A 15,499-nucleotide genomic window follows, 5' to 3' on the forward strand; every position below is an offset into this window, starting at 1 on the left:
CGACTCCCGGGCGCTGTCCGTCGCCGCGCCGTCACCCGCCCGGGTGCGCGGGCCCTGGTCCGTCATCTTCCGCGGCCAGGGTCGCCCGCACCCGCTGCTCCTCGCGAGCCGGGCCGACGTCCCGTTCCAGGGGCGTGCGGCTCACGGCTGTCGCGAGGTCCTCCAAGGCCCGTTTCTCAAGTTCAGCCTCGCGCCGCACGACCGGGCTTCCGGTGCCGAGGGCGCTGCCCTGCCAGGCGTGGAGCGCCTCCTCCACGCGCCCCCAGTCCGGGTTCCTGTGCTCGCGCACATCCTCGGCCGCCTGCTCGGTGTCCGCCTCCAGGGCCTCGGCGAGCCGCTCCGCCTCCGAGGCGAAACGGCTGTCGGCCCGCGGGACGTGGCTCTCCATGAGCATCGCCGCCCGGCCGAACCGCTTGAGCGCCTCCTGCGCGTCCTCCGCCTCGCGCGACGTCAGGCCGCGGGGGCCGACCGGTTCGCGTCTTGCCTGTTCATAGGCCTTCTGCCAGGCGGCCCGTGCGTCCCTGCTCGCCAGCAGCGCCCTGCGCATGTCCGCGCGATGTTCCCGGGTCGGTCGGGCGTGGCTGCGGAGCACGGCGGCCGCGTAGCGGCCGTCGGCGGCGAGCCAGTCCGCCAGCCGGCCCGGCAGCCGGGGGGTCTCCCACGCGGGGTACACCACGTACGCCAGCATGGCCAGGGCCCCGCCGAGCAGGGTGAGCACCACCCGCTCCGGGACCGTCTGCTCCCATGCCTGGCCGCCCATGCCGAGCAGGAAGACGACGTACGCGGCGGTGAAGCACTGGGAGTAGGCGTAGCCGGTACGGTTCAGCGTGTACGACAGGCCCGCCGAGACGACCGCCGGCACGGCGGACAGGTGGGCGTCCGTGCCCAATGCCCGCACCACACCGGTGGCGAGCGCCACCCCCACCAGGGTCCCGGCGAGACGGGCCACGGCACGCGCGTACGTCCGGTGGAAGTCCGGCCGCATCACCATCACCGAGGCGATGGGCGCCCAGTAGCCGTGCCCCAGGGGCAGCCGGGCGGCGATCAGATAGCCGACCGTGGCCACCGCCGCCAGGCGGACGGCGTGCCGGAACACGGGCGAGTCCCGGTGGAGCTCACGGCGGACCGCCACGACGACGACCGGGACCAGCTTGAACAGGGTCGGGCGCACCAGGAACTGGGCGCCGGCGGGATCGGGCGGCGTGGGCGCCTCGGCGCGCGCCCCGCCGCTCCCGGCGATGTCCAACGCCTCGCCGAGCAGTTCCACGAGCCGTTCGGCGGCTTGCCGCGCGGGGCCCTCCAGCACCTCGTGCTCCTCGTCGACGCGCAGGACGTCCGCGCTCTCGGGCCGCACCTCGGCAGGGATGCCGTGTCGGATCGAACGGGCGGCCGCGTCCAGGACGTCGGCGGCCGCGTCGAGCAACTCCCGCGCGCGGTCCCGCCCGGGTCCCTCGGCCGGGGCGCCCACGTCCGGGTCGGCGAGCGCCGCGACGACCGGCCGAATGCGCTCGGCGAGTCCCCGGGGGCCGTGCAGGACGGGAGGACGGGTGCGGGCCTGGGACGGCGTCACGGCGGCCGCGTCCCGGGCCGTCATCAGCGGCTCCGGGTCGAACGGCGCGGTCGGGTCGTGCCGCAGCCGGCGGGCGTAGTCGGCCACGGCGGCCAGCGCGTCGGCCAGCGCGTCGCGGTGCGCGCCCCAACGCCGGATCGGGAACAGCAGGATCAGCACGGCCTGCGCCACGCCTCCGAGCGCGATGACCCCGGCGTGCTCCAGAGCCCGCCCGACGCTCGTGGGCAGGGTGATGGTCACCAGCATGCTGCCCACGGTCGTCGCCGCGACGATCCCGGCGGTCGATCCGACGGCCCATGCCATTCCCGCGACGAAGGCCCACAGGGCGAGCAGCGGGAGGAACGTCACGAGTCGCCCCGCCGCCAGGTAGCCCACGAAGGTGCTGAGCGCCAGACCCGCGCCCGCGCCGAGCGCGACGACCTTGCGCGGACGCCAGTTGCGCTGGAAGGTTGCTCCGCCCGCGGAGTAGGCGCCGAGAGCGGCGGACGCGGCGTACGCGGGGGAGACCAGCCACAGCGTCGGCCCGACGACGAGCGCCACCCCGGCGGCCGCACGCAGGGCGAGCAGGGGCTCCAGCCGCGTCTCCTCGACCGTGAGCCCGGATCGCACGACGTCCCCGAAGGCCCGCAGCCACGTCACGGGTGTCCGCACGGCCGGAACGCCCTGCCGGGTCGCGTCGGCCTGGTCGAGGTGCGGCAGCCCTCGTGCATGGAAACCTCCCACACAGGCGGAGCTTCGGCGCTCAGGCGGCGTTGCGTCCGGGTCCCCCTGTGCGCCCGAGGCGAAACAACCACGCACCGACCGATCAGCGAATCTCCGGACCCGGACGACCACCGACCGAGGGCACATCTCTGGCTGAGGTCACCCGCTAGTCACCGTGGCCGTCCTGCAGCAGGATGCGACGCTCCTGTTCGCGCTTGGAGTAGGCCGCTGCCCGGATCGCCTCGTCACTCTCCAGGCCCGATCCCAGCGCGCCGCCCACCGTGGCGACCGAAGCGACGAACCAGGTCAGCGTCCAGTAATCCGTGGTGTGCAGCGGGGTCTGTGTCGCGGAAGTGAACACACGATCGGTGAGGATGAACAGCGCCCACACCAAGTTGATGACCATCAGACCCGCGTAGCAGACCAGCACCCCGATACCCACCGTCAGGACCGTGGAGGTGTTGTAGAGGACCGCCGTCTTCCTCGCCTCCGGCGAAACCTCGTCCGTTCGATGCCACAGGTTCGCGTCCACGATCAGCCAGCCGATCATGAGAGCGACGGACCCGACCATGGCGATCACCAGGCGTGGCGTGCCCAGGGAGGTGGCCAGGCTCCAGATGGTGGAGTCCAGGGTGGCGATGGCCCCCGTGGCGAGTGCGGCCGCCAGGGCTTTCGACAAGTCCGGCACCAACCGCCAGGGCCGGTTGGCGCGGACCATACCGAGGAGCACCCTCAGGTAACCGCGCGGCCCGCTGACGACGTACCGCAGATCGGCCATGTCCTCCGCACCGACCTGACCCGGATGGATAGGCGTGAGACGACCGATGAAGGGCCCACGCAGCGGCTGACCTCCCGGAGCCCACTCAGGCCCGGTGGCCCGTGGGCTCGTCAAGCTGAGCACTGCTTCTTCCACGGCCTGCTGGGCCCTTGTCTGCAGCCGGAAGCCCCCCAGCGGAGGAAGAGACACCAGCGCCAAGCCGTGTTCGTGGCTCAGATCCACCACGATCTCGCGCCCGTGCGAGTGCAGCGGAAGGTCGGTGAGGGCCACGACGATGTCCCAGTTCCCCTCCCTTCCACGGTCCATGATCCGCTGCATCAAGGTGGGCGGATCCTCGGTTCTTGCGGTGAAGGGCTCACTGACCACCTCGACGTCGAACCGTCGTGCCTGGCCCGACTTGTCGGCGAGCCGATCAGGAAGCGTCCGGGCCAAGCGCTGCGCGATCTCCGTCGGCGCGTACGGATCCGCCAGAAGAGCCACGACCGTAACGCCCTGGAATGACACCCGCATGACTCCTTCTCGTCGGCTGCCCCCGCGATCGCACGTGCCCACAGCATCGCCCCCGAGGTGACGCGGCCCGCCCCGTGACACGCTGACACTGTCGGCAGGCGCAGGCGGCAAGGTCAGATCTCCGCGTCCTCGTCCGTGCAGGACCTGCGGGTGAGCCGGGCCCGGTGACGCCGCCTGTCGCGCGGTTCCCAGCGCGATCGGGTACTCAGGAACGGTGAACAAGGACGCGTCCGACCCCTACGTGCATGTCCGGGGCGCCGGCGAGAACAACCTGCGGAACATCGACGTCGACGTTCCACGGGACGCCATGGTCGCCTTCACCGGGGTCTCCGGCTCGGGCAAGTCCTCGCTCGCGTTCGGCACGCTCTACGCGGAGGCGCAGCGTCGCTACTTCGAGTCCGTGGCACCGTACGCCCGAAGGCTGTTGCAGCAGGTCGGCGCACCGCACGTGCAGGAGATCACCGGACTGCCCCCGGCCGTGGCCCTGCAGCAGCGCCGCGGATCACCCAGCTCGCGCTCGACGGTCGGCACCATCACCACCCTGTCCAATCTGCTGCGCATCCTGTACTCCCGCGCCGGCACCTACCCGCCCGGGGCCGCACGGCTGGACGCCGAGTCGTTCTCACCCAACACCGCGGCCGGCGCCTGCCCGCGGTGCCACGGACTGGGCGTCGTGCACGACGTCGCCGAGGACCTGCTCGTCCCGGACCCCTCGCTGAGCATCCGCGAAGGGGCGATCGCCGCCTGGCCGGGCGCCTGGCAGGGCGCCAACCTGCGCAGTGTCGTGAACGGCCTGGGAATCGACATCGACCGGCCCTGGCGCAGACTCCGGAAGAAGGACCGCGACTGGCTGCTGTACACGGACGAGCAGCCCTCCGTGTACATCGAGCCGGAGGAGGACCGCATCGACTACGGCTACCAGGGCAAGTTCTGGAGCGCCCGCAAGCACGTCATGCACGTCCTCGCCGACTCCAAGAGCGAGAAGATGCGCGAACGGGCGCTCCGGTTCGTCAGAAGCGTGCCCTGCCCCGAGTGCCACGGCAGCGGACTGCGGCCCGAGGCGCTCGCCGTGGCCTTCGCCGGACATTCCATCGCCGAGATCAACGCGAAGCCGCTCACCGAGGTCGTGGCACTGCTGCGGCCGGTCGCCGAGCGGTCCGAGGCCGACGCCACCACGTCGACCGCCCGATCCGGGGAGACGACCGAGGTCGCGGTCCGGATCTGCGGCGATCTGGTCGCGCGGATCGAGGTACTGCTCGGTCTGGGCCTCGGATATCTCAGCCTCGGGCGCCGCTCGACGACCCTGTCGCCCGGCGAGGCGCAGCGCCTGCGCATCGCCACCCAACTGCGCTCGGGGCTGTTCGGCGTCGTCTACGTCCTCGACGAACCCTCCGCCGGCCTGCACCCTGCCGACGCGGAACCGCTGCTGGACGTGCTGGACCGTCTCAAGGCGGCGGGCAACTCCCTGTTCGTCGTGGAGCACGACATGGACGTCGTACGGCGGGCGGACTGGGTCGTCGACATCGGTCCCGGCGCGGGCGAGGGCGGCGGACGCGTGCTGTACAGCGGCCCGGTCGCCGGTCTCGAGCGGGTCGGGGAGTCGGCCACGAGCCAGTACCTGTTCGGGCGGGCCCAGCCGCTCGATCACCGCCCGCGCGCACCGCACGGCTGGCTGCACCTGCGCGGCGTCTCCCGCCACAATCTGCGCGACGTGTCCGTCGACGTACCGCTCTGCGTACTGACGGCGGTGACCGGCGTGTCCGGTTCCGGAAAGTCGACGCTGGTGACGCAGGTGCTCGCCGAGGTCGTCCGCGGCCACCTCGGACTCGTGCCCGAGGAGCCCGACGAGGCACAGCTGGAGATCGACGTCCAGGACGCGTCGGGGGTCGAGTCGTTCGACCGGCTGGTCCTGGTCGACCAGCGGCCCATCGGCCGGACCCCCCGGTCCAACCTGGCCACCTACACGGGGATGTTCGACGCCGTGCGCAAGCTGTACGCGGCGACGGACGAGGCCAGGGCGCGCGGCTACTCGGCCGGACGGTTCTCCTTCAACGTGCCCGAGGGGCGGTGCGAGACCTGCCAGGGCGAAGGGTTCGTCGCGGTGGAACTGCTGTTCCTGCCCGGCACCTATGCGCCGTGCCCGACCTGCCAGGGTGCCCGGTACAACGCCGAGACGCTGGAAGTCACCTACCGCGGCAAGAACATCGCGGAAGTGCTGGCGCTGTCCGTCGACGCCGCCGCCACGTTCCTCTCCTCCGTCCCGGCCGCCTCCCGCAGTCTGGAGACGCTGCGTGAGGTGGGACTGGGATACCTGCGGCTGGGCCAGCCCGCGACGGAACTCAGCGGCGGTGAGGCGCAACGCATCAAACTGGCCACCGAACTGCAGCGGGCCCGCCGCGGGCACGCGCTCTACCTGCTGGACGAGCCGACGGCGGGGCTGCACCCCGCTGACATCGCGCTGCTGCTGCGACAGCTGCACCGCCTCGTCGACGCGGGCAACACGGTCGTCCTCGTCGAGCACGACCTGGACACGATCGCCACCGCCGACTGGGTCATCGACCTCGGCCCCGGCGGCGGCGACGCGGGCGGCCGGGTCGTCGCGGCGGGCCCGCCCGCCAAGGTGGCGAAAGCCCGTCGCAGCGCCACCGCGCCCTATCTCGCGGCCCGGCTCACACGCTCCTGACGGCCAGAAGCCCTTTGCGGCAACCGCGGGATCCGACCCGCCGCAGCAGTCCCGCACCCCGGCGTGAGCGGTCGCGTCGTGGTCACCGCCGTCCGTGGGCGGGCGCGGGCCGGGACGGCGTGTCAGGCTTGCAGGGGTCCGCGCCGATCGTCGCAACGCAGCAGGGAAGGAGGGCGACCCATGGATGAGCGGGAATTCGTCCGTACCGTCGCCGAGCGCACCGGACTGGGCCGCGAGGAGGCGGCGGACCTGACCTGGGCCACGCTCGAGACGCTGGCCCACCGGCTGAGCCCGGGGGAGGCCAGGGGCCTGGTCACCGAACTCCCCGAGGGCCTCGCGGACGCGGTGCGCCGGGGAACCACGGATCGCATCGAGCGCTTCGGGCACACCGACAGCGTGCGACGCGTCGCCGAACGCACCATGCTCAAGGAGGAGGAGGCCGACCGTGGTGTGCGCACCGTCCTGGCCGTGCTCCGCGAGGCGATCAGCGAGAAGGAGTTCACCGACCTGATGTCGCAGCTCGGCACGGACTTCTCCCAGGCCGTCGAATCCGCCGGGTGACATCCGCGGATCGCCGGTCCCTCGAGGCCGTCGTGGCGTGAGGGTCACACCGGGGCCCGGGCGTCACAGGGCGAGGACGTGGAGGTCGACCAGGTCGAGCAGCGCCCGCAGAGCCGAGCTGGGCCGCCGGGTCGACGACGTGCCGAGATGCATGCTCCAGCGCAGCACGGTGCCGTGGACGTCCAGGACGTGCAGGCCGGGGGTGCGGGCAACGGCGAACGCGGGCAGGAAGGCGATGCCCAGACCGTGCCGGACGAGTGCCGCCCCCATGTCGATGTCGGGCACTTCCAGGGCCACCCGGCGTACGACGCCCGCCGCCGCGAACGCCCGGTCGACCACCTCGCGGTTGCCGTAGCCCGGCGGGAAGTCCACGAAGGGCTCCTCCGCGAGGTCCGCCAGCGTCAACTCCCCCCGCTGCGCGAGCGGATGGGCGGCGTTCACCACGAGGACGAGCGGCACGGTGGCCAGCTCGCGGGCGTCGATCCCGGCGGGTTTGCGCTCGGGCAGCGACAGGAAGGCCACGTCCAGGTCTCCGCCGAGCAGCGCGTGCGCCAGTCCCTCCGAGCCGGTCGTCGCCAGCCGCAGCCGGACGTCGATCGCCGGATGCCGCGCGTGCAACTGCCCGAGGAGCGCCGGCAGGTCCACCACCTCGACCGAGGCCATCGCGCCCACGTTCACCGCGCCGCGCAGCGTGTCCTGGGCGGCACGCACGGCGTCCTGGGCCGCCTGGGCGGCGTGCAGGGTGGCGCGGGCCTCCGGCAGCAGCGCCGCGCCCGCCCCGGTGAGCCGGACCCGCTGCGACGTGCGCTCGAACAGCGCGCAGCCGAGCTCGCGCTCCAGGGAGCGGATCGCGGCGGACACCCCCGACTGCACCACGTGCAGCCGACGGGCGGCGCGCGTGAAGCTCAGCTCCTCGGCGACCGCGATGAAGTGCTCCAGCTGACGTAGCTCCACAGGAGAAGTATCTCCCGCATTGCTCGACCTCAGCAAAAACATTCGCTGGCATTGATCCTGGCTGGTGAGGAGGATGGAAGGCGTCATCCGCTTCCGTCCGAGGAGGGGTACCCCTGCCTGCCGCACCGACGCCGCTGAGCCGTCCCGCAGCCGAGGCTCCCGGCGACCCGACCCACCACATCCAGGCACTCGCCCGCGCCGACCTGCCGCCCCGCGCCCCCGGCCGGCGCCGTGCCTCGCACGCGACCGGCTTCTGGTTCGTGGCGGTGGCCTTCACCGTGCTGATGGCCTTCGGCACCGCGCCGACCCCGCTGTGGCCGCTGTACGAGGCCCGGGACCACTTCGGCGCGACCACGGTCACGGTGGCGTACGCCTCGATGGTCGTGGGGGCGGCGGGCGCCTTCCTGGGGCTGGGACACCTGTCGGACCGGCTCGGCCGGCGGCGCATCATCGTCCCGGCGCTGCTGGTCGGCATCCTCGCGTCGGTCGTACTGATCGTGTGGCGGGACCTGCCGGGGCTGATCGCGGGCCGGGTCCTCAACGGTGTCGGACTGGGGCTGATGGCCTCGACCGCGACGACGTATCTGCACGACCTCTACCACGACGTCCGTCCCGACCGGACGGGTTCGGTGCTGCCCGGCGTCGTGGCCACCGCCGCCAACCTCGGCGGCCTGGCCTCGGGCCCCCTGGTCGCCGGAGCCGTCGCCGAGTGGCTTCCCGCGCCCCTGATCACCGTCCAGGTGATCTTCACGCTCGCCATGGCGGTATGCCTGGCGCTGGTGCTGTGCACCCCGGAGACCGTGGACCTGGAGCTGCCCGTGGCCCGACCGTCCAGCAGGTTCGTCCTGCGCCCCGGCGGCCGGCGGGCGTTCGGCGCGGCCGGCGCGCTGGGCGCCTTCGCCTTCGCGATCCTCGGCCTGATCTCCTCCCTCGGGGCGAGCGTGCTCCACGGCAGCCTGCACACCGACTCGCACCTCGTGGTCGGCCTGGCGGCCTTCCTCATGTTCGGTTCCGCGGCGGCCGCCCAGCTGGTGCTGGGCCGCCTCCCACTGCCCCGGCTCCTGACCGTGGGGGCGGTGGTCTTCCCGGTCGGGCTGGTCCTGTGCGCCGTCGCCCTCCAGCATCCGGCGCTCTGGCTCTACCTGGTCGCCGTGTCCCTGTCGGGAGCCGGCTCCGGGCTGCTGTTCAAGGGAGGTGTCGAACGCGCCGGTGCGGTGGCCGAGCCCGCCTCACGCGCGGGGGTCCTCGCCGTGTTCTTCGTCGTCGCCTACCTGGGAATGGGCCTGCCGTCCGTCCTGTTCGGCATCGCCCTGCGGTACTTCGCCGTCCAGAACGCGATGATCGGTTTCGCGACGGTCCTCTCCTGCGGCGCCGTCGTGTCGGTGGTCGTCGCGCTGCGGGATCGGGCACCCGGTCCGGGCGAGCTCCCGGCGAGGTCCGCACCCCCCTCCTGACCTCCTCGCGGCGTATGCGGCGCGGCTGTCTGGGAGGCGTGCCGCTGGGCACCCGGTGCGGGTGCGCGGGCCACGGATCCGCGGCAGACGGGAGGCCCGGGATGTCCGCGGAATCGGCCAGAACGATCGTGCTCCCCTCCGGTGAGGAGATCGCGGCTGCAGGACAGGGCACCTGGTACCTGGGCGAGGACCCGGGCCGGCGTGAACAGGAGATCGCCGCGCTGCGGCTGGGCGTGGACCTGGGGATGACCGTCGTCGACACGGCGGAGATGTACGGCGACGGAGCGGCCGAGGAACTCGTCGGGGAGGCCCTCCGCGGACGGCGGGACGAGGTCTTCCTCGTCAGCAAGGTGCTGCCCGGACACGCCGACCGGAAGGGCACCGTCGCCGCCTGCGAGGGCAGCCTGCGGCGGCTCGGTACGGACCGGCTGGACCTGTACCTGCTGCACTGGCGGGGACGGTGGCCCCTCGAGGAGACCCTGTCGGGATTCACCGACCTGATGGAGGCGGGGAAGATCCGGTACTGGGGCGTGAGCAATCTGGACGTCGCCGACATGACCGAGCTGGCCACCCTCCCCGGCGGCGACGCCGTGGCCGTCGACCAGGTGCTGTACAACCTCTCCCGGCGCGGCATCGAGTGGGATCTGCTCCCCTGGTGCCGCGAGGCCGAGGTGGCGGTCATGGCCTACTCCCCGATCGAGCAGGGGCGGATCCTGGGAGCCGAGGCACTGGGTGCCGTGGCCCGGGCCCTCGGAGCTACACCGGCCCAGGTGGCACTGGCCTGGGCGCTGGAACAGGGGGTGTCCGCGATCCCGCGTTCCGGATCGCCCGACCACGTACGGGAGAACCGCGGCGCGGTGGACCTCCGCCTTCCCACCGAGGCGCTCGAAATCCTCGACGAGGCGTTCCCGCCGCCCACCCCGGCCACACCCCTGGAGATGCTCTGAAGGAGGCCGTGCTGTCGGAGGTGGAGGCGGCGCGGGGGCACATCCTGCTCTTCGTCGACGAGTTGCACACGGTCGTCGGGGCGGGTGCCGCGGAGGGGGCCATGGATGCGGGCAACATGCTCAAGCCGAGCTCGCCCGCGGTGAACTCCACATGATCGGCGCCACCACCCTCGACGAGTACCGCAAGCACATCGAGAAGGACGCGGCTCTTGAGCGTCGTTTCCAGCAGGTGCTGGTCGACGAGCCGAGTGTGGAGGACACCGTCTCCATCCTGCGCGGGCTGCGTGAACGCCTGGAGATCTTCCACGGGGTGAAGATCCAGGACACGGCTCTGGTCTCCGCCGCCACCCTCTCCCACCGCTACATCACGGACCGGTTCCTGCCCGACAAGGCCATCGACCTCGTCGACGAGGCCCGCGGTCGCCGTGTGAGGACCACCCTGCGGCCGGGAACGGGACCCGTCGGCCCGGGGCGGGGAACGACTCCGCACGGCACTGCCCGGCGTCGTTCCTCCACGTCCGGCCGTTGACCGGACCAAGCATCGCTCCACTCCGAGGCCCTCCGATGGCCTAGCCGCGGTGGTGGTCCGAGGCAGGTGAGGCACATGGTCGACAGGGCGGCATATTTCCGAGAACGGAGCGATCCCTTGCAGCGCACCGCACAGATCTCACCCCGGGTCATGGAGTCGATCTCGACGCCCGAGCGGGTCGAGACGCACCTGGGCACCCTGGAGTTCCCGCTGGGCGTACCCACCGAGGAGACCGCGAACCGCCTCTACGACCACGCGGACCACGTGCGCGCGGTCAGCGCGTTCCTCGACGCGTATTCCGGCGTCAGCCTGTGGGCGGCCCGCCGGGGGTTCCTGGAGGCCGGAATCCAGGACCACGACGTCCTGCTCTTCTCGGAGTTCATGGATCCCAAGACGCTCGTGCTGACCGGGAACGCCGACACCGTCTACTTCGTCAGCTTCCTCGACCTGACCGAGGGCCCGCTGGTGGTGGAGGTGCCACCCTTCGCCCTCTGCTTCCTCAATGACATGTGGTTCCGCTGGGTCACGGACCCCGGCATGGCCGGTCCGGACCGCGGAGCGGGCGGCAAGTACCTCTTCGTGCCACCCGGCCACGAGGGCCCTCTGCCCGAGGGCGGGTTCTTCACGCTCCGGACCCGCACCACGCGGCTCATCCTGGGCGGTCGGGCCTTCCTGGAGGGCGACGACCCGAAGCCGGCGGTCGAGCGGATCAAGGAGGGCGTGCGCATCTACCGTTACGTCCCCGGCCTCTACGGAACCAGCATCGGGGAGATCGTCACCGGCGGCACGGCCCCGCCGCTGCCATGGACCGCCGAGACCTGGACCGCCGCGCTGCACAGGCCCGACCCGCCGCGCTTCGTCGAGGGCACCGGACTGCCCGTGAACATGGTCCCGCCCGCGGACGCGACGTACTTCGACTTCGCGAGCGAACTCGTGCACGACCAGCCGGCCGAGGCGCTCGACCCCGAGATCGCCGGCGCGCTGGCCGCGGTCGGCATCGTCAAGGGCAGGTCCTTCGAGCCGGACGCGCGGATGCGGGAGATCCTCACCGAGGCGGCCGCGGTCGGCAACGCCACGGCCCGTACCCTCGCCTTCAGTCCGCGTCCGGCCGAGGGGGCGCACTACTACGGTGTCTCCTCCCGGTGGCTCAACGGCCTGCTGGTGTCCGGCCACGAGTTCCTGACCCCGCCCGCGAACATCACCGACAAGGGCGTCGAGCCCCGCCCGAACGACGGCGCCCGGAAACTCAACCTGCGGACCTGGTGGTGGTACCTGGGCGTGGGCATCAGTCCGGCGTTCACGGCGCCGCTGCCCGGCGTCGGCTCCCAGTACCTGTTTGCCCTCGCGGATCAGGAGGAGCGGGCCTTCGACGGCGGCAAGTACTACCGTCTCGTGCTTCCGCCGAACATTCCCGCCGCGAAGTTCTGGTCGGTCACCGTCTACGACAACCAGACGCGGTCGATGCTCGACACCCCGCAGCGGTTCCCCCGGGCCGGCAGCCAGGCCTATCCCACCCCGGCGGCGGTCCCCGGCCCGGACGGCACGACCACGGTGCACTTCGGGCCCGACCGGCCCGACGGTGTGCCCGAGGGCAACTGGATCCAGACCACACCGGGCCGGGGATGGTTCGTGGTACTGCGCTTCTACAGCCCGCTGCAGCCGTTCTTCGACAAGACCTGGCGGCCGGGTGAGATCGAGGCGGTGGGCTGACGTCGCCCGACGGCGCTGGGACAACAGACGAACCGAACGGTGACGCGCATGGACACGACCCCGCTGGGAAGCTGGAACGACGGTGCCGCGAAACGGGCGATCGTCGGGTTCGTGACGTCCGCGGCGGCGGAGGGCTCGCCGGGCTTCGTTCCGCCGCGGGAGCGGGTCGCCGTGTTCGACAACGACGGAACCCTGTGGGTCGAGAAGCCCGCGCCGGTGCAGACGGCGTTCGTCCTCGGGAAACTGGCCGCGCGGCTGGAGCAGGACCCGTCGCTGGCCGACCGGCGGCCCTACCGGGAGATCGCCGAGCGGGACGAGTCGTACCTCCGCGCGCTGAACGAACAGGACCCCGACGCGGTGGCGTCGATGGTGGAGGCCGTCGGAGCGGCCTGGGAGGGCACCACCCTCGCGGAGTACGAGGCCGATGCCGCGCGGTACCTGGCCTCCTGGCGCCACGACCGCTTCGGAGCACCGTACGCCGGCCTCGTCTACCGGCCGATGCTGGAGCTGTTCGACTACCTCAGGTCGTACGGCTGGCGCCTGTTCGTCTGCTCGGGCGGCGGGCGTGACTTCATGCGGGTGATCTGCGAGGACACCTGGGGCATCCCCAGGGAGAACGTGATCGGCTCGGCGCCGGAGTTCGCCTACAGGGACGGTGTGCTGGTCCGTCGGGCGACCCCGCACGGCCCGCTCGCGCTCGGGCCCGGCAAACCGGAGTACATCCTCGCCCGCACCGGCCGGCTGCCGGGCTTCGCGGCGGGCAACGACGACGTGGACGTCGAGATGCTGCGGTCCGCGCGGTTCGCCCTGCTCGTCGTCCACGACGACGACGTCCGCGAGTACGCCTACGCCGACTGTGCGGAGCGGGCGCGCGCGACGGCCGAGAGGTCCGGGTGGACGACGGTCAGCATGAAGAACGACTGGAACGCGGTGCTCACAGAACGATTCACTCAGGAGAAGCCAAGTGCCTCACATCAGTGACGCCCCCAGCCCGGGCACATCACCCGAGACCCTCGCGTCGATCATGTGTCCGGATCGGCTGGAGACGGTCTTCGGAGCATGGGAGTTCTTCGACGGCATGCCCTTGCCCGACACGGTAGACCGCAGTTACGACACCCTGGATCTGCTGCGCGGGATCGAGGCGTTCCTCAACTGCGTGCCCGGCGCCTCCATGGTCGCGATGCGACGCGGACTGCGGAGCATCGGCGTCGACTCCCGCACGATCGGCTACACGGCCCCGCGCTGCACCTCGGCGCCGGTCCTGCTCACGGGCAACACGGAGACCACCTACGGGATGACCTTCCTGGCGCTCGACGAGGACGGCCCCACCGTGATCGAGGCGCCGGCGAACTCGCTGTGCATCGTCGACGACATGTGGCAGCGCTACGTCACCGACATGGGCATCGCCGGGCCCGACCGGGGAGAAGGAGGCAGGTACCTCTTCCTGCCTCCGGGCTACGAAGGCGACGTCCCCGACGGCTACTTCGTCGTACGGCCGGCGACGTACGGCTCCTGGGTGCTGCTGCGCGCACTGGGGGGCACGGAGAGCCTGCTCACGGCACGGATCTACCCCCTCTCGGCCGCGGCGGACCCGCCCGAGCAGCGCTTCGTCAACTGGGCGGACTCCGACTTCAACACGATCCACGCGAACGACTTCTCCTTCTTCGAGGAGATCGACACCATCGTCCAGGCCGAGCCGGCCGAGTCGCTCGACCCCGAGCGCGCCGGTCAGCTCGCCGCGCTCGGCATCGTGCGCGGCACGCCCTTCCGGCCGGACGACCGTCTGCGCTCGATCCTCGACACCGCCGCCAGGGTCGCCGCGGGCGTCGTACGGACACTGGCCTTCAAGCCGCGTGACCCGGGTTTCTACTACTACCCCGACGGGTCGTGGATGACCCCGTTCCCCACGCGCAGCTACGAGTTCCTGTCGGCGGACGGCGCCCGCCTGCTCGACTCCCGGGCGGTGTTCTACTACTTCGCGACCGCCTCCTCGCCGGCGATGGTGACGGCACCCGTCGGCACCGGATCGCAGTACGCCTACACGGCGGAGGACTCCACAGGCGAGTGGCTCGACGGCGGACGGCACTACACGGTCACGCTGCCGAGCGGCATCCCGGTGAAGAACTTCTGGGCCGTCACCGCCTACGACCCCCAGACCCGTTCGCTGCTGCGCACGGACCACCCCTACCCGAGCGTCAACAGCGAGTCGGGAGGCGTCCGGCCCGAGAGCAACGGCGACACGGTCATCCACTTCGGCCCGACCGCGCCGGAGGGCAGGGAGGCGAACTGGGTCCAGACCGTACCCGGCAAGGGATTCTTCGTGATGCTGCGGCTCTACGGCCCGCTCGAGAGCTGGTTCGACAAGAGCTGGCGGCCGGGCGAGATCGAACCGGTGTGAGGTAGTGGGCCGTGGGTGAGGCGATCGGTCAGATTCTGTCCTACGGCGTCGCCGTGGCGCTGAGCGCGTTCCCGATCATCGGTGTGGTGCTGATGCTCGCCACCCCCAGGGCGCGCTCCAACGGACCGGCGCTGCTCCTGGGCTGGGCTCTTGGCCTGGCCCTGGTCGGCACGATCGTGCTGCTGGTCTCGGGCGGCGCCGGCACGAGCGACCAGGGGCAGCCGGCCGACTGGGTCAGCGCGCTCGACCTGGCGCTCGGCGTGCTGCTGCTGTGGGTGGCGGTGAGGGAGTGGCGCGGCCGGCCGCGCGGCGACGAGGAGGAGGTGACGTTGCCGAAGTGGATGAAGACCGTCGACTCGTTCACCCCGGTCAAGGCGCTGGCCCTCGGGACAGCGCTGTCCGCCGTCAACCCGAAGAACCTGCTGCTCTCGATCGCCGCGGCGTCGGCGATCGCGCGCACGGACGCCTCCGCCGGCGCCCAGGCCGTGGCGCTCGCGGTCTACGTCGTCCTCGGAGCGCTCGGGCCCGGAGCGCCGGTCGTGCTCTACTTCGCCCTCAAGGAGCGCTCGAAGCACATCCTCGACGGTCTCAAGCTCTGGATGGAGCGGAACAACACGGCGATCATGGCCGTGATCTGCCTGCTCTTCGCCGCGAAGCTGGTGGGCAACGCCATCAGTGATCTCTCCTCCTGATGAGGGCGAGC

At 71.8% G+C, this 15,499-nt stretch carries 11 protein-coding genes and 1 pseudogene; 9 read left to right on the plus strand and 3 right to left on the minus strand.

All coding sequences use genetic code 11. From position 1 onward, the window contains the following. Positions 1–31: 31 nt before the first annotated feature. Together DC008_RS30360 and DC008_RS30365 are read right to left on the minus strand one after the other, a co-directional pair. The gene (locus DC008_RS30360) at positions 32–2,209 is read right to left on the minus strand and encodes an FUSC family protein (RefSeq protein WP_108709710.1); all 2,178 of its coding nucleotides are present in this window, start codon (positions 2,207–2,209) and stop codon (positions 32–34) included. Between the two features lie 229 nt (positions 2,210–2,438). Next, on the minus strand, positions 2,439–3,560 hold the full coding sequence (locus tag DC008_RS30365) for a hypothetical protein (RefSeq protein WP_208646030.1): 1,122 nt from the start codon (positions 3,558–3,560) through the stop codon (positions 2,439–2,441). A gap of 214 nt (positions 3,561–3,774) precedes the next feature. On the opposite strand from DC008_RS30365, the gene uvrA reads away from it, so the two are divergent. Both uvrA and DC008_RS30375 read left to right on the plus strand, forming a co-directional pair. Beyond that, the gene (gene uvrA / locus DC008_RS30370; protein ID WP_108709711.1) at positions 3,775–6,243 is read left to right on the plus strand and encodes an excinuclease ABC subunit UvrA; all 2,469 of its coding nucleotides are present in this window, start codon (positions 3,775–3,777) and stop codon (positions 6,241–6,243) included. A gap of 180 nt (positions 6,244–6,423) precedes the next feature. Further along, a complete protein-coding gene (locus DC008_RS30375) occupies positions 6,424–6,804 on the plus strand; it encodes a DUF2267 domain-containing protein (protein WP_108709712.1) in 381 nt (126 codons plus the stop codon). Positions 6,805–6,867: 63 nt separating this feature from the next. On the opposite strand, the gene DC008_RS30380 is transcribed toward DC008_RS30375, so the two are convergent. Next, on the minus strand, positions 6,868–7,758 hold the full coding sequence (locus DC008_RS30380) for a LysR substrate-binding domain-containing protein (RefSeq protein ID WP_108709713.1): 891 nt from the start codon (positions 7,756–7,758) through the stop codon (positions 6,868–6,870). 266 nt (positions 7,759–8,024) lie between these two features. On the opposite strand from DC008_RS30380, the gene DC008_RS30385 reads away from it, so the two are divergent. The 7 genes and pseudogenes from DC008_RS30385 (at position 8,025) to DC008_RS30415 (ending at position 15,488) form a co-directional block, all read left to right on the plus strand. Further along, the gene (locus DC008_RS30385) at positions 8,025–9,212 is read left to right on the plus strand and encodes an MFS transporter (RefSeq protein WP_244221444.1); all 1,188 of its coding nucleotides are present in this window, start codon (positions 8,025–8,027) and stop codon (positions 9,210–9,212) included. Positions 9,213–9,313: 101 nt separating this feature from the next. After that, on the plus strand, positions 9,314–10,159 hold the full coding sequence (locus DC008_RS30390; protein WP_108709715.1) for an aldo/keto reductase: 846 nt from the start codon (positions 9,314–9,316) through the stop codon (positions 10,157–10,159). Between the two features lie 2 nt (positions 10,160–10,161). After that, positions 10,162–10,583, plus strand: a pseudogene (locus DC008_RS30395) (type VI secretion system ATPase TssH); the annotation flags it as partial. 222 nt (positions 10,584–10,805) lie between these two features. Further along, positions 10,806–12,398 carry a DUF1254 domain-containing protein gene (locus tag DC008_RS30400; protein WP_244221445.1) on the plus strand — a complete coding sequence of 531 codons (1,593 nt, stop codon included), beginning with the start codon at positions 10,806–10,808 and terminating at the stop codon, positions 12,396–12,398. Positions 12,399–12,446: 48 nt separating this feature from the next. Beyond that, positions 12,447–13,379, plus strand: a complete 933-nt coding sequence (locus DC008_RS30405; RefSeq protein ID WP_108709717.1) for an HAD family hydrolase — start codon at positions 12,447–12,449, stop codon at positions 13,377–13,379. Further along, positions 13,363–14,796 carry a DUF1254 domain-containing protein gene (locus tag DC008_RS30410; protein ID WP_208646032.1) on the plus strand — a complete coding sequence of 478 codons (1,434 nt, stop codon included), beginning with the start codon at positions 13,363–13,365 and terminating at the stop codon, positions 14,794–14,796. Before DC008_RS30405 ends, DC008_RS30410 begins: the two co-directional genes overlap by 17 nt. 11 nt (positions 14,797–14,807) lie before the next feature. Then, positions 14,808–15,488 (plus strand): GAP family protein, encoded by a 681-nt coding sequence (locus DC008_RS30415; protein WP_108709718.1) that lies wholly within the window; start codon positions 14,808–14,810, stop codon positions 15,486–15,488. Positions 15,489–15,499: the final 11 nt, after the last annotated feature.

Source organism: Streptomyces nigra (assembly GCF_003074055.1).
GTDB lineage: Bacteria > Actinomycetota > Actinomycetes > Streptomycetales > Streptomycetaceae > Streptomyces > Streptomyces nigra.